We start from the raw sequence: 18,787 nt of genomic DNA on the forward strand, positions 1-18,787 counted from the left end.
ACGATCGATGGCCTCATCCCTACTGATATCTTTACGATGTAAAGATGATAATGCAGGGAGATGCGGAATGCTCGACCAGGTCACCTCCAACACGGCGCGGACCAATCTGGCGCCGATCCCGTTTGAAGCCGATGCGCCTTTCCTCAAGATCACTGGCGAATTGCCGCGCGAGCTGAACGGCACGCTCTACCGCAATGGTCCGAACCCGCAGTTCGAGGCGCCGGGCGCGCACTGGTTCGTCGGCGACGGCATGCTGCACGCCTTCCATCTCGAGAACGGCCGCGCCAGCTACCGCAACCGCTGGGTCCGCACCCCGAAATGGCAGGCCGAGCACGACGCCGGCCGCGCGCTGTTCGGCGGCTTCGGCCGCAAGCTGCCGGACGCCCCTGCCGACATCACGACCGACGGCGGCGTCGCCAACACCAACATCATCTTCCATGGCGGCCGCCTGCTCGCGCTCGAGGAAGGCCATCTGCCGACCGAGATCGAGCCTGGCACGCTCAATCGCCTTGGCTATTGCGACTACAAGGGGGCGATCTCCGGGCCCTTCTCGGCGCACCCCAAGATCGATCCGGTCACCGGCGAGATGGTGTTCTTCGGCTACAACGCCGCGGGTCCGCTGACGCCGGCGCTGTCGTACGGCGCGGTGAGCCCATCCGGTGTGGTGACGCGGTTCGAGCGGTTCGAGGCGCCCTATGCCAGCATGGTGCATGACTTCATCGTCACCGAGAACCACGTGCTGTTTCCTATCCTGCCGATCACGGGCAGCATGCAGCGCGCGATGCGCGGCCAGGCGCCCTATGCCTGGGAGCCGGAGAAAGGCGCCTATGTCGGCGTGATGAAGCGCAGCGGTGCGACAAAGGACATCGTCTGGTTCCGCGCCGAGACCTGCTACGTTTTCCATGTCATGAACGCGTGGGAGGATGGCAACCGCATCATCGCCGACGTGATGCAGTTCGAGGAAGCGCCGCTGTTCAACCATCCTGACGGCTCGCAGACCAACCCGAAAAAGAATCGCGCGCGCTATTGCCGCTGGACGTTCGACCTTTCCGGCAATACCGACCGCTTCACGCAGACCTATCTCGACGACCTCACCGGCGAATTCCCCCGCGTCGACGATCGCCGCGCAGGATTTGCGAGCAATCACGGCTGGTACGCCTGCGCCAACCCCGATCTGCCGATGTTCGGTGCGCTGTCGGGCATCGTGCATGTCGACGGCCGCGGCAAGCGGCTCGGCCACTACCTCCTGCCCGCCGGCGACACCATCTCCGAGCCTGTGTTCGTCGAGCGTGGCGCCGATGCCGCAGAAGGCGACGGCTGGCTGCTTGCCGTGGTCTGGCGCGCCCGCGAAAACCGCAGCGACCTCGCCGTCTTCAACGCCACCGACGTCGAGGCTGGCCCGACCGCGCTGGTTCATCTCGGCCACCGCGTGCCCGATGGCTTCCACGGCAATTGGGTGGGGGCGGATTAGCGGCGCGTCACTTCAGGCGTGTGAATACCCAGTCTCTCCACTCGTCATGCCCGGGCTTGTCCCGGGCATCCACGTCCCGGTCACCATTCGCGCAAGAGACGTGGATGGCCGGGACAAGCCCGGGCATGACGACTGCGAGAACCCCAGCGAGCCATCACCACCGACGCAACAGATAGAAATGACTAGTTTTTTTTGAGACAATGATCTCTATTTTGACAGTGTAAAGATTTCGCTTGACGTCCCCTCTGCCTGCCTCTAGGTTATCTTTACGATGTAAAGATCAGCCTTCGAGGCTCCCAATGACGATCTTCCTGATCCTCGCTCCTTACGGCGCCTTCGCCACGCTGATGCTGGTGACCTCAGCCACGGTGAGCCTGCTCTGCGCCGCGCTGATCTGCCTTGCCGTCATCGCGTTCGATATTGCGCGCGGCCGCAGTATCAAGATCCTCGGCGTCGGTTCGGTGATCGTGTTCACCGCAGTCGGCAGCTACCTCACCTTCGTCGATGCGACGCCAAGCACCATCGCGGTGAAGATCGCCGTCGATGTCGGCATTCTGCTGGTGTCGTTCGCATCGATCCTGATCGGCCATCCGTTCACGCGGCAATATGCGCTCGAACAGGTCGATGCCGAGACCGCGAAGCAGCCGGGCTTCATCACAGCCAACTACCTGATCACCGGAGCATGGACCGCTGCGACGCTGTTGATGTTGATCGGCAACATCGCGGTGCTCTATGTGCCGGCCCTGCCGCTGTGGACCGGCCTCTTGATCGCCTTCGCTGCGCGCAACGCCGCGGTGTGCTTCACGCGCTGGTATCCGCAATATCGCGCGGCCAAGGATGGGGTGCCGCCGGCTGGCGCGCTGCCGTCACGCTGAACACCCACATATCAAGATCACAACGATCATCTCGAGGAAACGGAAAGCATGACGATGAAGAGCGTATTTGCCAGGCTCGCGAGCGACTTCCTGTCCACCATCGTATTCCTCGTGGTCTATCTCGCCACCGACAATGTCCTGATTGCTACCGCTGTTGCGATCGTGGGTGCGATTGCGCAAGTGGTCTATGCGCGCGTCAAGGGACAGGCGCTCGGCTACATGACCTGGGCGAGCCTTGGGCTGGTGATCGTGCTCGGCGGCGCGACGCTGCTCACCAACGATCCGCGCTTCGTGCTGGCGAAGCCTGCGATCGGCCACATCGCGATCGGCGCGATCATGCTCAAGCGCGGCTGGATGCTGCGCTATCTGCCGCCGATCGTGACCGAGACCATTCCGGAATACGCCACCCTCGCCGGCTACGCGTGGGCCGTGCTGATGTTCATCCTCGCCGCCGGCACCATCGCAATCGCAGCGACCGGCGACATGAAGCTGTGGGCGTTCTACGTGTCGGTGGTGCTGGTCGGCGCCAAGATCGCGGCCTTCGCGATCCAGTACGTCGCTTTCCGCTTCCTGGTCGGCAACCGGCTGCGCGCCGCCGCCCGCGCCTGATCGCCGCAGCCGCGAACTAGGCGCGCGCGGCAAGATAGGCTATACCCGCGCACGCTTTTTAACCGGAGGGGAGACATCAATGGCGGTGGACGGAAACTGGAATTTGACCATGACGACGCCGATGGGCGAGCGCAAGGCGACGCTGTCGCTGGCGAGCTCGGGCGGCACGCTCACCGGTACGCAAGGTGCCGAGGGCAACTCCACCGAAATCTTCGACGGCACCGTGAACGGCGACAGCGTCGCCTGGAAGGTCTCCATCACCAATCCGATGCCGCTGACGCTCGAATTCTCCGGCACGGTCTCCGGCGATGGCATCTCCGGCGAGATGGGCATCGGCCCGATGGGCAGCTTCCCTTTCACCGGCACGCGGGCGTAACCGCTCTGGCTTTTTGTCTTGACGCGTTTTCTTCAAACGAACCAGTGTCCACTTCGCTCGAACACGCCTTAGAACCAGATCTGCATCGGCAGATCATGTCCATCCAGCGGCTGCGGTCCCTCGGGAACGCAGCCGCTGGGTTGATGAGCGGCCAAAGCCACCGCGCAGGCATCCAGCACGTCGTCACGTTTCGCGCCGGTACCGATCCGCACCTCGGTAAGCCAGCGGTCGATCTCGCGAAAGCCTGATCGCTTCAGCAGCCTGCGGCGGAGCGCATCGCCCTCCTCCGACTTCTTGCGCGGCAATCGCGTGCCACCGTTCAGCCGCAGGAACACCAGTTCGGGATGCACCTCGCGGATGTCGCGTGCGGGGTTCGCGCGCACGAACGCGTCGACCTCCATGATCTTGTTACCGAGATGCCAGAGTTGGCGCGAGACGCGGGTCTGGCCGCGGCGCAGCGCTTCACGGTTCGCCGCGTCGGGATCGCGAAACTCCTGCCACAGCCAGCGCCGTGCCCCGGTGAAGACGCGCGAGGTGTGCGGGCGCAGCCGCTCGCGCGCGACACGATCGCAATCGCGCTCGCCGTCCTCGGTCATGCCGATCGGGATATCGATTCCGGCACGATCGAACGGACGCGCCAGCGCATCCGCGATATCGCCGTGAAAGGAAATCGTGCGCTGGTCGCCGTCGATGGTGACGGCGACCCAGCCTCTGGAAAATCCGTCGAGGCCGATTGCCCTCAACCCAGATTCAATTCCTTGAAAAAGTCATTGCCCTTGTCATCGATGATGATGAAGGCCGGGAAGTCGACCACCTCGATGCGCCAGATCGCTTCCATGCCGAGCTCGGGATACTCGACCACCTCGACCTTCTTGATGCAGTGCTCGGCGAGATTCGCTGCCGCGCCGCCGATCGAGCCGAGATAGAAGCCGCCGTGCTTCTTGCAGGCCTCGCGCACCGCGACCGCGCGGTTGCCTTTGGCGACCATCACCATCGATCCGCCCGCGGCCTGGAACTGGTCGACGAAGGAATCCATGCGGCCGGCGGTGGTCGGGCCGAACGCGCCGGAGGCGTAGCCATCGGGCGTCTTGGCGGGGCCGGCATAATACACCGGGTGGTTCTTGAAATAGTCCGGCAGCGGCTCGCCCTTCTCCAGCCGCTCGCGCAGCTTGGCGTGGGCGGAGTCGCGCGCCACGATCATGGTGCCGGTCATCGAGACGCGGGTCTTGATCGGATATTGCGACAGCGTCGCCAAGATCTCCTTCATCGGCTTGTTGAGGTCGATCTTGACGACCTCGCCGCCGAGCGACTGCTCGACCGCGGGCAGATACTGCGCCGGATTGTGCTCGAGCTCCTCGAGATAGACGCCATCCCTGGTGATCTTGCCGAGCACCTGGCGGTCCGCCGAGCAGGAGACGCCGAGCCCGATCGGCAGCGAGGCGCCGTGGCGCGGCATCCGGATCACGCGCACGTCGTGACAGAAATACTTGCCGCCGAACTGCGCGCCGACGCCGAGCGACTGCGTCATCTTGAGGATTTCCTGCTCCATCTCGAGGTCGCGGAATGCGTTGCCGTCGGCCGAGCCGTGGGCCGGCAGCGCGTCGAGATAGCGCGCCGAGGCGAGCTTCACGGTCTTCATGCAGAGCTCAGCCGAGGTGCCGCCGATCACGATCGCCAGGTGATAGGGCGGACAGGCCGCGGTGCCGAGCGTCAGCACCTTCTCCTTCAGGAAGGCGAGCAGCCGGTCCCTGGTCAGCACCGAGGGCGTCGCCTGGAACAGGAAGCTCTTGTTGGCGGAGCCGCCGCCCTTGGCCATGAACATGAACTTGTAGGCATCATCACCCTCGGCGTAGATCTCGCACTGCGCCGGCATGTTGTTGGCGGTGTTCTTCTCCTCGTACATCGACAGCGGCGCGACCTGCGAGTAGCGCAGATTGCGACGCAGATAGGCGTCGCGCGCGCCTTCGGAGAGCGCGGCCTCGTCGTCACCGTCGGTGATGACGTTGCAGCCCTTCTTGCCCATGATGATCGCGGTGCCGGTGTCCTGGCACATCGGCAGCACGCCGCCGGCCGCGATATTGGCGTTCTTCAGGAAATCAAATGCGACGAACTTGTCGTTGTCGCTGGCTTCCTTGTCCTCGAGGATCGAACGCAGCTGCTTCAAATGGCCCGGCCGCAGATAGTGGTTGATATCGCCGAAGGCGGCCTCGGAGAGCGCCCGCAGCGCCTCCCGCGACACCACCAGCATGTCCTTGCCCAACACCTTCTCGACCCGGACGCCCTCGCTCGTCACCTTCTTGTAGGGTGTCGTGTCGGCACCCAGCGGGAACAGCGGGGTGTGCTTGTAGGGCGGAACGGGCTTCTGCTGGTCGGGGAAGGCGGAGGGGGCGTTCATGAGCTGCTCTTTGGGCTTGCAGGTCGGGTTCGAAAGGCCGGTCCGGCCGCGCGGCCGCCGGAATGTAGAGCCGTTCTAAGCTTTTTTCGGACAAAGGAAAGGGAAGCCGGCCGCCTTCCAGCCATGCACGGGACCGGCAATCCGCGTGCTATGCTTCATCCCTCCGTAATCTCTGGTTGCCACAACGCTTCAGCGATCCGCGAAACCACCAAGGAAGCCATCAGGAGACCATCATGAAGACAGCGCTTTTGATCTGGTTCGCGGCGCTGGCCTTGTTGATCGCGGTCCCGACCGGCGTCGATGCGGCCCGCCTCGGCAAGCCATGCGGCGGCCTAGCCGGCGTTCAATGCAGCCGTGTCGGTCAGTTCTGCCAGTTCAAACCAGGACAGTGTGGCCGCTTCGACCAGACCGGCACCTGCGCATTCCGGCCGACGATCTGCAACAAGATCTTCAAGCCGGTGTGCGGCTGCGACGGCAAGACCTATGGCAATGATTGCGAGCGCCGCGCCGCGGGAGCCTCCAAGGCGCAGGACGGCAAGTGCGCATCCTGACGGATCGGCCGTATTGACGCGCTGCGCGGGAGCCTGCATGTAACTTCGCGTATTTTCATACCGCGGGGGTATTTCGTGACAGCACCGTTGCGCCGACGCTTTGCCTTGAGCATCCGCTCTTTCATGCCGGCCGCGCTGATCGCGCTGGCGACAGCCTTCACTGCCGCGCCTGCGCATGCCGATCCCTGCGAGGACATCGCCAAGCAGCTCGCCGGTCAGATCGACGGGCTGAAGGTCAACTTCAGCGCCGCCAACATCACCTACCTCACACATCCGGCGGCGAAGGAATTGTCGCTCGGCTGCCGCGGAAAGGACTATTCGATCGAGCTCTTTGCCAAGACCGATCGCAAGATGAAGCCCGAGTTTTTCAACCTGGTCGGCTCCGCCACCGCGCTGGTCTTCACCGTGCCGAAGGACGACGCCGCCACCGGCACCTCGCGCTGCCTGAAACGCATGGGCATCCTGCGCGGCAACACCATCACGATGCGCTATCGCCGCCTCAGCCTCGAATGCACGCGCAACCGGACCGACGCCTCGATCACGGTCCGGCGCGGAAAGAACGAGTGATCCGTCAGGCTTCCGCGGCGACCCGTCCGATCGCATCGACGATCTTGCCCCAGCCCGAGCTCATCATGTCGAAGGCGTAGCGGTTGCCGGGGAAGACGAAGCCGTCATGCACCATGCGGACCTGCGTGCCGCCCTCGACGGGCGTCAGCGTCCGGGTGACGACCGAGTCGAGCTTCGAGCCGAATTCCGGATTGGTGTCGGCGCCCCCCTTCCAGGAATAGCGCAGCAGGCGCGGCGGATCGCAGTCCAGCACCTCGCAATGCACGACACCGTCCCAGTCGCCGATCGGCCGCGTGCGGAAATTGAAGCGGTGTCCGACGCTCGGCTGAAAATCGTTCGGCATCAGCCATTTCATCAGCAAGTCGCTCGTGGTCAGCGTCCGCCAGATCTTGTCGGCGGCATAAGGCAGCACCTTCTCGACCGTGATCGCGTGCGTCTCACCCATCACTCACTCTCCTTCAACAACCGTTCCAGATTTGCGAAGCGCTCGGCCCAGAACGTCTCGTAATGGCCGAGCCAGTCGATCAGCGGGCTGAGCCCCTTCGGCGCGACGCGATAATGGATGTGCCGGCCCTCGCGCCGCTCGGCGACGAGGCCGGCATCGCGCAGCGCGCGCAGATGCTGCGACACCGCCGGCTGCGACACCTTGGAGCCCTGCACCAGCCCGGTCGCGGCGACCTCCCCTTCCCGGATGATCCGCTCGAACACCGCTCGCCGCGTCGGGTCCGCGAGGGTCTTGAGCACATTGGTCAGCTGCACGGCGGCGGTCATAGAAATATATAAGCAATTGCTTATACGAATGTCAATGCAGAGACGATGCAGTCGCGGCGCAGGAACACCTCGCCTGCTCCGAAAGTTGATGACTGCGGTCGCATGTTTGCCGGAAAAAGGGTGCGATAATCGCGGCTGGAATCACGGAGCCCGCCCATGATCGCAAAGCTCCTCCTGCAGAACACCTTCTTCGTCATCGCCATGGCCGCGCTGCTGTTTGCCTTCGCCGGCACCCTGCACTGGCCCGGCGCGTGGGCCTATCTGATCGCCTCGGCGCTGATCGGCCCGGCCTGCGGGCTATGGCTTGCCAAGGTCGATCCCGGCCTGCTGGCCGAGCGCATGCGCCTCACCGCGCGCGAGGGCCAGCCCGCCGAGGACAAGCGCTTCATGCTGGTGTTCCTGGTCGTTGCCGTGCTGTGGTTCGTCGCGATGGGGCTGGATCGCCGGTTTGGCGGCGCCGATGCCGGCGTGGCGCTGATCTTGCTCGGCCTGGTGCTGTATCTGGCCTCGACCGTGCTGATCCTGTGGGTGTTCCGCACCAATTCGTTCGCCGCGCCGGTCGTGAAGGTGCAGACCGAGCGCCACCATCACGTGATCTCGACCGGTCCTTACGCGCTGGTGCGCCATCCGATGTATACGAGCGTGATGCTGTTCTTCATCGGCGTGCCGCTGACGCTCGGCTCCTGGTGGGGCCTTGCCTTCGTGCCGGTGTTCTTCGTGATGTTCGCGATCCGCACCGGGATCGAGGAGCGCACGCTGGTGGCGGGATTGTCAGGCTATGCCGACTATGCGGCACGGGTGCGCTATCGCCTCGTGCCTGGACTGTGGTGAGGGACCGTCATGGCAGAGAGCAAGACCTACACCGGCGGCTGCCATTGCGGCCAGGTGCGCTTCGAATGCACCACCGACATGGCGATGGTGACCGCCTGCAACTGCTCGATCTGCACCAAGAAGGGCCTGCACTTCGTGTTCATGCCGCCATCGAGCTTCCAGCTCCGCGCCGGCGCCGAGAACCTGAAGGAGTATCTGTTCAACCGCCACGCGATCCGCCACCAGCTCTGCGTCGATTGCGGCGTCGACGTGTTCGCGCGCGGCAAGAAGCCCGATGGTACCGACATCATCGCGCTCAATATCAACTGCATCGACGGCATCGACCTGTCGAAGATCGCGATGACGCCGGTGGACGGCCGGAATCGATAGAACTCACCGCCCACATCCGTCATGCCCGGGCTTGACCCGGGCATCCATCATCTGGAGACGTGGATGGTCGGGTCATCTAGCGCGAAGACGCGCTTCTGCCCGACCATGACGAGAGCAGCAGGACTGCCCACAAGCGATTACAAATCCAGGGCCTTGTAGCGCCGGAAAATCCCCTCCTCGTTGAACGGAATCCGTCGCTCGCTGGCCAGATAGGTCTTGATGTTCGGCCGCTCGGCGACGCGATCGCGCAGCGCGATCAGGCGCGGCACCTTTTTCTCGAACGCGGCCATCCGCTTCGGAAACGCGTAGCGCAGGCCTTCCACGATCTGGAACAACGACAGATCGGCGTAGGTCAGCCGGCGTCCGGTGACGAAGCCGCCGCCATTGGCCCGCACAAGATCCTCGAAATAGCCGAGATATTTCGGCACCCGCGATTTCCAGAACTCTTCCGTGCGCTTCTTCGCCGGCGCCTTCTGGTCCTCGTAATACACCGACGGACCGAGCGGGTGATGGGTGTCGTGGATTTCCAGCACCAGGTCCGCAATCGTCAATTGCAGCTCGTGCACCCAGAGCTTCCCACCTTCCGCCTTCGGCGCGAGGCCATGGCGCGCGCCGAGATAGAGCAGGATGTTGGCGGTCTGCCCGATCACGAGCTGGCCGGCCTTGAGGAACGGCGGCGCAAAGGGCGGCGTACCCTTATGCGCGTCCATGATCTTCATCATGGCGCCGGTGCCGCCCTTGCCGCGCGCGACATCGGTATATTCAGCCCCGCATCCTCGAGCGCGAGGCGGACATATTCGCCGCGGCCCTGGATCATCGGCCAGTAGTAAAGCTGATAGTGCATGCACTTACCTCCACAAACTTCACCGCATCGCTTTGCTTCACCGTGATCGTAGCCGTGCCACGGTCAGATCGTCCACCGCCCACCGCGCGTCTGTCCGAACCGCGCGGAGACTGCTAAGGTTCCAGCGTCGAATCTTCGATGAAGGATCAACTTATGGCGGACGACAAGAAGAAGCGGGGCGCGCAAGATCGCGCTCTGATCGCGTTGAGCGAGTCCTACGAAGTTGCGTACTGGTCCAAGAAGTTCAAGGTCACACCGGCAAAGCTCAAGGCCGCCGTCAAGAAGGTCGGGCATTCCGCCAAGAAGGTGGAAGCCCATTTCAAGGAGCAGCGGCACATGGCCGCCGACCGCGCGCGGATCGCGATCAGCGAGCCCTACGAGGTCCGCTACTGGTCGAAGAAGTTCAAGGTGACCCCTGCCCGCCTCAAGGCCGCGGTGGCCGAGGTCGGACATTCCTCGAAGAAGGTCGCGGCCCATTTCGCGGCAAAGAAGAAAACCGCGAAGAAGAAGAAAACCGCCAAGAAGGCCGCTAAGCGCAAGAAGAGTTGAGCGCGGTCGCCGGGAGGCACTAGTCTCGCCTCGTCATTGCGAACGAAGCGAAGCAATCCATCGCGCCCCGTGCGCTAAAATATGGATTGCTTCGTCGCTATCGCTCCTCGCAATGACGAGCCAATATATCCCCTCAATTCGCCGCGAAGCAGTACAGCAGACCGTCGCCGCCGGTGCTCTTCAGATCAGCTTGCGAGCAGCCGCCGTCAGGGCCGCGCGAGGGATGCGACGTGTTCCAGGATCTTGACGGCTCGTCATCGCGCAGGCCCTTGCGGTCGAAATGCCCGACCATGGCGGCGCCTTGCGTGCTGCTTGTCCAGTTCTTGCAGGTGCGGTCCTCGCCCGCCGCAAACGCCGTACCATCTGTCTGCGATCCCGTCAGCACGTCGTGACGGTTCGGCGTGTCACCGGCACCGTTGATGACTTCGCCCTTCTCGGACAGGGCGGTCTGCTTGGAGAGATTGTTGCCGGCGCTGTGCAGATCGGCGACGTCCTTGACGACCACGACGCCCTTCACATTCTTCCACGGGCCCTTGCCGATGCGATCGCGCGCATTCACCGCGACCTGGCCGTTGGCCGCCTGGGTCGAGAGATAGGCGCGCCAGGTCTTCGGCGCACCGAAGCCCGCGGCCTGCGCCAGGGTCTGGCAATGATTGTCGGCGCCGGCGAGGCCGCCGAGGTTGCCGCCATTGCCGATGCCGTTGCTGGTCACGAAGAAGCTGGCGTCGGCGGTCTGCGCCGCGGCCGGCGGCGCGGCCATCACGACGAACGCAAGACAGGCGGGAACCGCGATTTGCGCAATGCTCTTCATCTCTTTCTCCCGATGGTTGGTTATGGTCCGCTCACATCAACCCGCTGCTCGTCCAGATATTCCGGCGCCGCGACACGCGAATGAAGCGCACAAAACGAAAGCGCCGCGGTTGATGCCGCGGCGCCTTGCATTGTCATGTCAGGCAATCGATCAGTTGGTCTGCTGGATCGCCGAGAGCTCCCAATTGCCGCCACGCTGGCGCACGAAGGTCCAAACCTCGGTGATCTCCTCCGGCTGCCCGCCGCTGACCTGGCGGCCGGTGCCGCGCTCCAGCATGGTGTCGACCAGCGCGTAGCGCATCGCGACCGTCGCATATTCGCTGTCGCCTTCACGCCATGCTTCCGCGAGATCGCCCTGCAAGAGCTTCACGTTGGACGTCTTGTTGGTGACGTTGCGCGCCTTGTTCTCCTCAAGATCCTTCGAGAAGTACGACACCATCTCCGGCGTCGCGAGCGTGTGCAGCTTCGCGATGTCCTCGTTCGACCACGCGGCCTGGATGTCGCCGAGCAACCGCTCGAACGTCTCGTAGTCACCGGGTGTGATCTCGACCGGCGCGTTCGATCCGCCGCCGAGGCCAAAGCCGAAGCCCGAACGGGCATTGGCCTGCGGACCAGGGCCGACGTCGGGTCCGCCAGCGTAAGCGGCGGCCGGCGTATTGCGCCGCTGCCACCACGACATCGCGAGCCGGACCACGAGCACGATCAGACCGATCTGCAGCAGCAGGCCGAGCATCGACGACAGGCCGCCGAGGCCCGAGAACAGGCCGCCGCCGAACAGCATGCCGAACAGGCCGGCGCCAAGGAAGCCCGCGGCCAGGCCGCCGAGCAGGCCGCGACCCATTCCGCCTCGGCCGAACAGGCCGCCGGAATTCGCCGCCGCCGGCGAGCCCATGCTGGGGCTACCAGGCTGGCTGAAGGTACGGTTCATCGGAGCAACCGAGCCCGGCGCGGTGCTGGTCGAGGGCGGCGCGGAGAATGTCCGCGAGCCGCGCGAGCCGCCGCCGCCAACGCGGGCGTCGGCCGCCGAAACGGTCATCATCACGGGCAGCGCCAGCGCCATCGCGACGGCGATCGCCCGGACAATTCCACGCGTGCGTTGCGAGAAATTCATGTTGGTTTCCTCAAAGGATTCCCCGGCATGGGGAAACGCCCCTAACATGGGCAGAGCCGGTCAAAAGTGAAGCGGGAAACGGGAACCGCGGCTGCGGCCCTCGGTCGCGGCGATGTGACACTATGGTCCTTGTGGATGCGACAGCGCGTCCTAGCGCGAGATGGGGCTCAGGTTCAACCGCGACCGCATTGCAACATTGCCTGCTGCCCTGCGGGAAGCGAACAGGTGGCTCGTCACCCGGGCCTAGTTCGCCGTCATGGTTTCCTTCACCGCGGCAACCAGCTGAGTCAGCGTGAACGGCTTCGGCAGGAACGCGAACTGCTGGTTCTCCGGCAGGCTCTTCTCGAACGCGTCCTCGGCATAGCCGGAGACGAAGATGATCTTCAGCTCCGCATTGCGGCTGCGCATTTCCTTCAGCAGCGTCGGCCCGTCCATCTCAGGCATCACGACGTCGGAGACGACGAGGTCGACCTGGCCGTTGTTCTCCTCGAACGCCTCCAGCGCCTCGACGCCGTTGGCCGCCTCGATCACGCTGTAGCCGCGCGAACGCAGGCCGCGCGCATTCAGCGAGCGCAGGCCGTCCTCGTCCTCGACCAGCAGGATGGTGCCCTGCCCGGTGAGATCCGGCTTCGGCTTGGGGGCATCCGCGACGGCGGCTTCCTTCGCCGCGCCGGTGCCGCCATGCGCCTCCGGTGCGACCTCCTGCTCCTGGCGATGTCGCGGCAAATAGATCCGGAACGTGGTGCCACCGCCCGGCACGGAATCGACATAGACGAAGCCGCCGGTCTGCTTGACGATGCCGTAGACCGTCGACAGGCCGAGGCCGGTGCCCTTGCCGACTTCCTTGGTCGAGAAGAACGGCTCGAAGATCTTGTCGATGATCTCGTGCGGAATGCCGGTGCCGGTGTCCGACATCTCGATCTTCACGTAGTCGGCTGCCGGCATACCCTTGTTGGCGAGCTGCGCGGCTTCCTCGGTCGGCACGTTGGCGGTGCGGATGATCAGCTTGCCGCCGTCGGGCATCGCGTCGCGCGCGTTCACCGCGAGATTGACCACCACCTGCTCGAACTGCGAGACGTCGACCTTGACCGGCCACAGATCGCGGCCATGCACGAGGTCGAGCTTGACCTTCTCGCCGATCAGCCGGCGCAGCAGCATGGTGAGGTCGGAGAGCGCATCGCCGAGATCGAGCACCTGCGGCCGCAGCGTCTGGCGGCGCGAGAATGCAAGCAGCTGCCGCACCAGCGTCGCGGCGCGGGTGGCGTTCTGCTTGATCTGCATGATGTCCTGGAACGACGGGTCGGTCGGCTTGTGCGCGTTCAGCAGGAAGTCGTTCGCCATCATGATGGCCGACAGCACGTTGTTGAAGTCGTGCGCGATGCCGCCGGCGAGCTGGCCCACCATCTCCATCTTCTGCGACTGGTTGATCTGGTTTTCCAGAGCGCGCCGCTCGGTGGTCTCGAGTATATAGACGATCGCGGTCTCGGCGTCGCGCTCATCCTTCTCGACGGTGGTGACGAAGAACTGGGCCGAGCGCTCCTTAGGCCCGTCGAGCATCACCTCGACCGGCGCAATGTCGCCCTGGCCTTCGGCAGCCTGGTTGATCGCGGCGATCAGCAGGCCGCGGTCGCGTGGATTGACCGCGCGGAAGATCGACTTGGCCGCGCCGCCGTCGCCGTTCAGCCCCTGCGCCAGCTTGGCATAGCGCGCATTGGCGCCGACCACATTGCCGCCGCGATCGACGGTCGCGATCGCCATCGGCGTATGGTCGAAGAAGCGCATGAAGCGCACCTCGGCGGCACGCTCCGGATCGGAATGCTCGTCGCGGGCGCGGCTGATCACCAGCGTGCGCGAGGCGCCCGCCGCGCCGTCGGCGCCGAAGGCGAGCTTGTGATAGAGCCGCACCGGCACGGTCTTGCCGCCGCGCATCCGCAGGTCGATGTCGAACACCTCGGTCTTGACCTCGCCGGGCACCGCCGCGATCGAGGTCAGCAGCGCCGCGCCGTCGCCCGAGACGATGTCGGTCAGCTTCAGACCGCCCGAGCCGATCTCGGCCAGATCGTAGTCCAGCCAGTTCGCCAGCGTGGCGTTGATATAGGCGATCTCGCCGGCCGGATTGACCGAGAAGAAGCCGCACGGCGCATGATCGAGATATTCGATCGCGTGCCGCAGCTCCTGGAACACGTCTTCCTGGCGCTCGCGGTCGCGGGTGACGTCGGCGATCGACCACACCGCGTATTTCGCGTCGCGCTTGCCCTCGCCGAGCGGACGTACCCTGAGCCGCAGCCAGCGGCCTTGTCCACCACCTTGCCCGGCCTCGTGGCCGGCGACACGGACCTCCTCCTGCTGCCGCTTGCCCTCGCGCGCCGCCTTCAAGAGGCGGAACACCGCCTCGGAGACGTCGGGGTTGCCGATGAAGACGCGTTCGACGGGACGGACGTCCTGCGGACCGGCCGCGCCGGTCAGCGTGAGATAGGCGGCGTTGGAATAGACCACGTGGCCGCGGGAATCGGTGACGACGAGCCCTTCATGGGCGTGGTCGGCGATCCGCCCCATCACCGGGTCGTCGCTCGTGCGGTCGGAGAAGCGGATGATGCCGGCGGCAAGGGCGAACAGGTTGAACAGCCCGACGGTGGCGAGCAGCGCCAGCACAAACAGGATATAGGGCTGCGCCTGGGTACGGCCGATGGTCATGAGCCAGACGGCCACCGCGACGATGCCGGTGGCGATCAGGAGCACCAGCAGGATACTGCCGCTCCGCCGCGCTGGCCCGTGAGCCACGAACGGCTCGGTCGCGGGAGGATCGTTGCTATCGGCGGTCATCTGGAGAGACATGGCTCGTCTGCATCACGAAGGCGACCGGCCGGCCACCTCGACCCTGAGTGCCTGAATCGGACCCGAAAACGCAAGTCCATCAGGCGGCAATTTCGCAAGTTACGCGCATTTCAAGCGGTTTTCCGCCCCTTATTGGCGCAGGCCGGACAGGCCGCGCCTCAGCCGCATCACGTAGCCGATGATTTCGGCAACCGCATGGTAGTGCTCGACCGGGATTTCCTTGTCGATTTCGACGGTCGCATAGAGCGCCCGGGCCAGCGCCACGTTCTCCACGATGGGAATGTCGTGCTCCTTGGCGATTTCCCGGATCTTGAAGGCGAGGTTGTCGACGCCCTTGGCGACGCAGATCGGCGCCGACATGCTGCGGTCATAGGCCAGCGCCACCGAATAGTGGGTCGGGTTGGTGATGATCACCGAGGCCTTCGGAACCTGGGCCATCATGCGCTTCTTGGCGCGCTGGACCCGCAACTGCTTGATCCTGCCCTTGATGTGCGGGTCGCCCTCCGACTGCTTGAACTCCTCCTTCATCTCCTGCAGCGACATCTTGTGACGCTCGTACCAGGTCCGGTACTGGAAGAAGTAGTCGGCAATCGCCACCACGGCGAGGAGGGCGACCACCGCCGCCAGCAAGTGCACCGTCATGCCGGTGATGGCGGGCAGCAGCTCGGCTGGATCGACCCGCAGGAACGATTCCATCCGCAGCCGATCGGGCCACAGCACCATGACCATCACGACGCCGAGCGCGATCAGCTTGAACAGGCCTTTCAGGAAGTTCGCCACCGCCTGCTTGCCGAAGAGCCGCTTGAAGCCGGCCGCCGGTGAGATCTTGGAGAATTTCGGCTTGAGCTGCTCGCCCGACCACACCAGCTGATGCTGGATCATGTTGCCTGCGATCGCCGCCAGCGCCAGCATCAGGAACGGCACGCCGATCGCGGCGACCACCGCATAGCCAAGCGTCTGGGTCAGTTGCAGCAGGCCAGCACCGTCGGTGCGGATCATCCATGAATTGGCGATCAGATTGCGCAGCGGCATCAAGATGCCGCCGCCGATCGAGCCCGAGAAGGTCGACAGCACCAGCGTGGCGCCGGCGATGATGAACCAGGTGTTGACCTCCTGGCTTTTGACGACGTCGCCTTTCTCAAGGGCGTCATCTAGACGTTTTTGCGTAGGGTCTTCTGTTTTGTCTTCGGTATCGTCGGCCATCTCTTCTCCTGATCAATTCATGGGAGCGAGTTGGCGCATGACGCCGTTGAAGTAGTCTAAATAGGTATTCATCATCGCCGCGAGCACGACACCGAAGATCAGGAAGCCGACCACGATCGAGAGCGGCACACCGACGAAGTAGACCTGCATCTGCGGCATCAGCCGCGCCAGCACGCCGAGCCCGATGTTGAAGACGAGGCCGAACACCAGGAACGGTGCCGACAGCTGCAGGCCGATCTTGAAGGCGGCGGAGAACGCGGAGGTCGCAAGCGCGGCGACGTCGCCGGTCGGCATGATCTCGCCCGGCGAGAAGATGCGGTAGCTTTCGCTGAGCGCCGCGATGACGAGATAGTGGCTGTCGGTGGCGAACAGCAGCGTCAGGCCGAGGATGGTAAGGAAGTTGCCGACGATCTGGCCCTGCTGCCCCTGGGTCGGGTCGACGGCGGTGACGAAGCCGAGCCCGAGCTGCTGGGCGATCACCGAGCCCGCGACGTTGAGCGCCGACAGCGTCACCCGCGCGGTCGCGCCGAGCACGATGCCAATGATCAGCTCATGCACCATCAGGACGCCGAGCGAGGAGATCGACGTCAGGTCGACGTGATAGGCGTTGCGATGCAGGGGAAGAATGATCAGCGTCAGCAGCAGCGCGATCGACAGCTTGACCCGTGCCGGGATGTTGCTCTCGCCGAAACCGGGCAGCAGCATCACCATCGCGCCCACGCGCGCGAAGACCAGCACGAAGATTGCGGCCAGCGCCGGAAGCAGGGAGACATCGATGCGCATGACCGCGGCATTAGTGCATCAACCGCCGATGATTCGCGACGAAATCCGCATCATGTGGCTGGAGAGCGCGTCCGCCATGAAGGGCAGCGCCAGCAGCAATGTGACGAAGATCGCGAGAATCTTCGGCACGAAGACCAGCGTCTGTTCCTGGATCTGGGTCAGCGCCTGGAACAACGACACCACGACGCCGACCACAAGGCCGACCACCATCAGGGGCGACGACACCAGCACGATGGTCCAGATCGCATCGCGCGCCACGTCGAGAGTTTCAGGGCCGGTCATTGTTGTGTTCTCGCTTTTGCAATCTTGCTTCGCATCGCCCCGGGATGACGTCCTGACGGACGTCAGATCGGCATCTTCATGATGTCTTCATAGGCCTGGATCACGCGGTCGCGCACCGAGACCAGCGTCGACACCGCAACGTCGGTGTCGGCGACCGCCGTCACCACGTCCATCACATTCGCCTTGCCGGAGGCCATCGCCATGGTCTGCGCGTCGGACTTCTTGCCCGCTTCCAGCACGCTGCCGACGGAGTCCTTCAGCAACGCGCTGAAGGACGGGCCGGCGACGGCCTGCCCCGCCTTCTCGACACCGCCGCGCTCCATCAATTTCGCGAGGCTGGCGTAGGCGTTGGCGGCGACTGTCGGTGTAGCCATGATTTACGTTCCCTGTTCTTGTTGCGTCAGGACTTGAGGATGTCGAGCGTGCGCTGGATCATCCGCCGCGTCGCGCTGATGATGTTGAGGTTCGCCTCATAGGAGCGCTGGGCGTCGCGCATGTCGGTCATTTCGACCATCGAATTGACGTTCGGATATTTGACGTTGCCGGAGGCGTCCGCCGCCGGATTGCCCGGCTCGTGCTTGATGCGGAATGACGACTGGTCGGGGCGGATCCGGCCCAGCGTCACGACCTGGGCGTCGAGCGAACGATCGAGCGCCGAGGAGAAGGTCGGCACCTTGCGGCGGTAGGGATCGCCGCCCGCGGTCTGCGCCGTCGAATCGGCGTTGGCGATATTTTCCGAGATCACCCGCATCCGCCCCGCCTGCGCACGCAGGCCTGACGTCGCGATGCTCATCGAGCGGGTGAAATCGCTTGTTCCATCTGCCATGGGATCCTCCCGCCGCCGTCAGGCGGCCTAGCTCTTGCCAATCGCGGTCTTCAGCAGATGCAGGCTCTTGCTGTAGAGCGAGGTGACGGCTGCGTAGTCCATCTGGTTGGCCGACACTTTCAGCATCTGGTCCTCGAGATTGACCGCGTTGCCGGCCGGGCGGGTCTGGAACCCGCTCTTGCCGCGATCATTGTCGAATGTGTCGGGCGCGCCGGACGCCGCCATGTGGGTGGCGCTGGTCTGCATCATCGGCAGCGTCCCCATGCCGCCGCCGACCGTGGCGCCGGCCCGGTCGAACTTCGGCTCGACCAGGTCGCGCGGCCGGAAGTTCGGCGTGTCGGAATTGGAGATGTTCTCGGCGAGCACCCGCTGGCGTTCCTGGTGCCACTGCATCTTGCTGCGCAACGCCGACAGGATCGGCAGATCGTTCATGGACATCGCCGCGGCTCCGTTAACCTCTGGGACCTCCCGAGGTAGGCAGAATTTGCCCGGTGTATGGTTAACGGGTGGTTAAAATGTCGGACGGAGCCGTGGAGAACGCCGCAACTGCGGGCGGCGAGCGCATTTTCGCCACGAATGCTGCGTTAACCAGCACAAACCAAGACAGCGTGGGCGCTGAGAAGTCGTTTTGGGACAAGCGATTCTTGGTTTATTAATAGAACAGTCGGCTGCAAGCCGCTGGGAATTAAGAAATAAGGCGAATCTCGGGCGCGATTCGCTGCGCAAACC

Annotated in this window: 22 protein-coding genes and 1 pseudogene; 9 read left to right on the plus strand and 14 right to left on the minus strand. The window is 64.3% G+C overall.

Translation table 11 applies throughout. From position 1 onward, the window contains the following. The first annotated feature begins 67 nt into the window (after positions 1-67). The 4 genes from HU230_RS19585 (at position 68) to HU230_RS19600 (ending at position 3,331) form a co-directional block, all read left to right on the plus strand. On the plus strand, positions 68-1,471 hold the full coding sequence (locus tag HU230_RS19585) for a carotenoid oxygenase family protein (RefSeq protein WP_176530265.1): 1,404 nt from the start codon (positions 68-70) through the stop codon (positions 1,469-1,471). A 299-nt stretch (positions 1,472-1,770) separates the two neighbouring features. After that, a complete protein-coding gene (locus HU230_RS19590) occupies positions 1,771-2,346 on the plus strand; it encodes a hypothetical protein (protein ID WP_176530264.1) in 576 nt (191 codons plus the stop codon). A gap of 54 nt (positions 2,347-2,400) precedes the next feature. Continuing rightward, positions 2,401-2,955, plus strand: a complete 555-nt coding sequence (locus HU230_RS19595) for an inner membrane-spanning protein YciB (RefSeq protein ID WP_176534950.1) — start codon at positions 2,401-2,403, stop codon at positions 2,953-2,955. A gap of 79 nt (positions 2,956-3,034) precedes the next feature. Beyond that, a complete protein-coding gene (locus HU230_RS19600) occupies positions 3,035-3,331 on the plus strand; it encodes a hypothetical protein (RefSeq protein ID WP_173637531.1) in 297 nt (98 codons plus the stop codon). Positions 3,332-3,399: 68 nt separating this feature from the next. Here the strand turns inward: HU230_RS19600 and HU230_RS19605 are convergent, their stop codons facing one another. Then, positions 3,400-4,074 carry a DUF429 domain-containing protein gene (locus HU230_RS19605; RefSeq protein WP_176530263.1) on the minus strand — a complete coding sequence of 225 codons (675 nt, stop codon included), beginning with the start codon at positions 4,072-4,074 and terminating at the stop codon, positions 3,400-3,402. Beyond that, positions 4,071-5,726, minus strand: a complete 1,656-nt coding sequence (locus HU230_RS19610; RefSeq protein WP_176530262.1) for a fumarate hydratase — start codon at positions 5,724-5,726, stop codon at positions 4,071-4,073. The genes HU230_RS19605 and HU230_RS19610 overlap by 4 nt, the downstream gene beginning before the upstream one ends. A 233-nt stretch (positions 5,727-5,959) precedes the next feature. On the opposite strand from HU230_RS19610, the gene HU230_RS19615 reads away from it, so the two are divergent. Together HU230_RS19615 and HU230_RS19620 are read left to right on the plus strand one after the other, a co-directional pair. After that, entirely contained in the window at positions 5,960-6,277 is a 318-nt protein-coding gene (locus tag HU230_RS19615) for a Kazal-type serine protease inhibitor family protein (RefSeq protein WP_176530261.1), read from the plus strand. Positions 6,278-6,400: 123 nt separating this feature from the next. After that, entirely contained in the window at positions 6,401-6,844 is a 444-nt protein-coding gene (locus HU230_RS19620) for a hypothetical protein (RefSeq protein WP_224924882.1), read from the plus strand. A 4-nt stretch (positions 6,845-6,848) separates the two neighbouring features. Here the strand turns inward: HU230_RS19620 and HU230_RS19625 are convergent, their stop codons facing one another. Further along, positions 6,849-7,289, minus strand: a complete 441-nt coding sequence (locus HU230_RS19625; protein WP_176530259.1) for an SRPBCC family protein — start codon at positions 7,287-7,289, stop codon at positions 6,849-6,851. Beyond that, complete coding sequence (locus tag HU230_RS19630; protein ID WP_176530258.1) at positions 7,289-7,615, minus strand: ArsR/SmtB family transcription factor; 327 nt, start codon at positions 7,613-7,615, stop codon at positions 7,289-7,291. Before HU230_RS19630 ends, HU230_RS19625 begins: the two co-directional genes overlap by 1 nt. Positions 7,616-7,771: 156 nt before the next feature. Here HU230_RS19630 and HU230_RS19635 point away from each other — a divergent pair, with 156 nt between their 5' ends. Further along, the gene (locus HU230_RS19635) at positions 7,772-8,446 is read left to right on the plus strand and encodes a methyltransferase family protein (RefSeq protein ID WP_176530257.1); all 675 of its coding nucleotides are present in this window, start codon (positions 7,772-7,774) and stop codon (positions 8,444-8,446) included. Positions 8,447-8,455: 9 nt separating this feature from the next. After that, on the plus strand, positions 8,456-8,815 hold the full coding sequence (locus HU230_RS19640) for a GFA family protein (RefSeq protein ID WP_176530256.1): 360 nt from the start codon (positions 8,456-8,458) through the stop codon (positions 8,813-8,815). Positions 8,816-8,952: 137 nt separating this feature from the next. Here HU230_RS19640 and HU230_RS19645 read toward each other — a convergent pair. Then, positions 8,953-9,659: pseudogene (locus HU230_RS19645) on the minus strand (glutathione S-transferase). 153 nt (positions 9,660-9,812) lie between these two features. Here HU230_RS19645 and HU230_RS19650 point away from each other — a divergent pair. Further along, positions 9,813-10,208: a DUF3606 domain-containing protein gene (locus HU230_RS19650; RefSeq protein ID WP_176534949.1), complete on the plus strand. Its 396-nt coding sequence runs from the start codon at positions 9,813-9,815 to the stop codon at positions 10,206-10,208. A gap of 133 nt (positions 10,209-10,341) precedes the next feature. Here the strand turns inward: HU230_RS19650 and HU230_RS19655 are convergent, their stop codons facing one another. The 9 genes from HU230_RS19655 to flgB all read right to left on the minus strand — a co-directional run bounded on the left by HU230_RS19655 (position 10,342) and on the right by flgB (position 18,496). Beyond that, entirely contained in the window at positions 10,342-10,968 is a 627-nt protein-coding gene (locus tag HU230_RS19655; RefSeq protein ID WP_224944183.1) for a lectin, read from the minus strand. Between the two features lie 201 nt (positions 10,969-11,169). Next, positions 11,170-12,129, minus strand: a complete 960-nt coding sequence (locus tag HU230_RS19660) for a Tim44 domain-containing protein (RefSeq protein WP_176530253.1) — start codon at positions 12,127-12,129, stop codon at positions 11,170-11,172. Positions 12,130-12,372: 243 nt separating this feature from the next. Next, positions 12,373-14,952: a cell cycle histidine kinase CckA gene (gene cckA, locus HU230_RS19665; protein ID WP_176534948.1), complete on the minus strand. Its 2,580-nt coding sequence runs from the start codon at positions 14,950-14,952 to the stop codon at positions 12,373-12,375. Between the two features lie 141 nt (positions 14,953-15,093). Beyond that, on the minus strand, positions 15,094-16,167 hold the full coding sequence (flhB, locus tag HU230_RS19670) for a flagellar biosynthesis protein FlhB (RefSeq protein ID WP_176530252.1): 1,074 nt from the start codon (positions 16,165-16,167) through the stop codon (positions 15,094-15,096). Between the two features lie 12 nt (positions 16,168-16,179). After that, complete coding sequence (gene fliR, locus HU230_RS19675; RefSeq protein ID WP_176530251.1) at positions 16,180-16,950, minus strand: flagellar biosynthetic protein FliR; 771 nt, start codon at positions 16,948-16,950, stop codon at positions 16,180-16,182. 18 nt (positions 16,951-16,968) lie between these two features. Next, entirely contained in the window at positions 16,969-17,232 is a 264-nt protein-coding gene (gene fliQ, locus HU230_RS19680; RefSeq protein ID WP_050401183.1) for a flagellar biosynthesis protein FliQ, read from the minus strand. Positions 17,233-17,294: 62 nt separating this feature from the next. Further along, the gene (gene fliE, locus HU230_RS19685; RefSeq protein ID WP_173637542.1) at positions 17,295-17,606 is read right to left on the minus strand and encodes a flagellar hook-basal body complex protein FliE; all 312 of its coding nucleotides are present in this window, start codon (positions 17,604-17,606) and stop codon (positions 17,295-17,297) included. Positions 17,607-17,632: 26 nt separating this feature from the next. After that, positions 17,633-18,058: a flagellar basal body rod protein FlgC gene (gene flgC, locus HU230_RS19690; RefSeq protein ID WP_097675999.1), complete on the minus strand. Its 426-nt coding sequence runs from the start codon at positions 18,056-18,058 to the stop codon at positions 17,633-17,635. Between the two features lie 27 nt (positions 18,059-18,085). After that, positions 18,086-18,496, minus strand: coding sequence for a flagellar basal body rod protein FlgB (gene flgB, locus HU230_RS19695; RefSeq protein WP_176530250.1), 411 nt, complete (start codon positions 18,494-18,496; stop codon positions 18,086-18,088). Positions 18,497-18,787 lie beyond the last annotated feature (291 nt).

The organism is Bradyrhizobium quebecense, assembly GCF_013373795.3.
GTDB lineage: Bacteria > Pseudomonadota > Alphaproteobacteria > Rhizobiales > Xanthobacteraceae > Bradyrhizobium > Bradyrhizobium quebecense.

Coding starts and splice junctions, on each gene's coding strand:
- HU230_RS19635 (WP_176530257.1), top strand. CDS start 7,772: ATGATCGCAAAGCTCCTCCTGCAGAACACCTTCTTCGTCATCGCCATG.
- HU230_RS19660 (WP_176530253.1), bottom strand. CDS start 12,129: ATGAATTTCTCGCAACGCACGCGTGGAATTGTCCGGGCGATCGCCGTC.
- HU230_RS19590 (WP_176530264.1), top strand. CDS start 1,771: ATGACGATCTTCCTGATCCTCGCTCCTTACGGCGCCTTCGCCACGCTG.
- HU230_RS19650 (WP_176534949.1), top strand. CDS start 9,813: ATGGCGGACGACAAGAAGAAGCGGGGCGCGCAAGATCGCGCTCTGATC.
- HU230_RS19620 (WP_224924882.1), top strand. CDS start 6,401: ATGCCGGCCGCGCTGATCGCGCTGGCGACAGCCTTCACTGCCGCGCCT.
- HU230_RS19640 (WP_176530256.1), top strand. CDS start 8,456: ATGGCAGAGAGCAAGACCTACACCGGCGGCTGCCATTGCGGCCAGGTG.
- flgB (WP_176530250.1), bottom strand. CDS start 18,496: ATGTCCATGAACGATCTGCCGATCCTGTCGGCGTTGCGCAGCAAGATG.
- fliR (WP_176530251.1), bottom strand. CDS start 16,950: ATGCGCATCGATGTCTCCCTGCTTCCGGCGCTGGCCGCAATCTTCGTG.
- flgC (WP_097675999.1), bottom strand. CDS start 18,058: ATGGCAGATGGAACAAGCGATTTCACCCGCTCGATGAGCATCGCGACG.
- HU230_RS19625 (WP_176530259.1), bottom strand. CDS start 7,289: ATGGGTGAGACGCACGCGATCACGGTCGAGAAGGTGCTGCCTTATGCC.
- HU230_RS19610 (WP_176530262.1), bottom strand. CDS start 5,726: ATGAACGCCCCCTCCGCCTTCCCCGACCAGCAGAAGCCCGTTCCGCCC.
- cckA (WP_176534948.1), bottom strand. CDS start 14,952: ATGACCGCCGATAGCAACGATCCTCCCGCGACCGAGCCGTTCGTGGCT.
- HU230_RS19615 (WP_176530261.1), top strand. CDS start 5,960: ATGAAGACAGCGCTTTTGATCTGGTTCGCGGCGCTGGCCTTGTTGATC.
- fliQ (WP_050401183.1), bottom strand. CDS start 17,232: ATGACCGGCCCTGAAACTCTCGACGTGGCGCGCGATGCGATCTGGACC.
- HU230_RS19630 (WP_176530258.1), bottom strand. CDS start 7,615: ATGACCGCCGCCGTGCAGCTGACCAATGTGCTCAAGACCCTCGCGGAC.
- HU230_RS19585 (WP_176530265.1), top strand. CDS start 68: ATGCTCGACCAGGTCACCTCCAACACGGCGCGGACCAATCTGGCGCCG.
- flhB (WP_176530252.1), bottom strand. CDS start 16,167: ATGGCCGACGATACCGAAGACAAAACAGAAGACCCTACGCAAAAACGT.
- HU230_RS19655 (WP_224944183.1), bottom strand. CDS start 10,968: ATGGCCGCGCCGCCGGCCGCGGCGCAGACCGCCGACGCCAGCTTCTTC.
- fliE (WP_173637542.1), bottom strand. CDS start 17,606: ATGGCTACACCGACAGTCGCCGCCAACGCCTACGCCAGCCTCGCGAAA.
- HU230_RS19600 (WP_173637531.1), top strand. CDS start 3,035: ATGGCGGTGGACGGAAACTGGAATTTGACCATGACGACGCCGATGGGC.
- HU230_RS19595 (WP_176534950.1), top strand. CDS start 2,401: ATGAAGAGCGTATTTGCCAGGCTCGCGAGCGACTTCCTGTCCACCATC.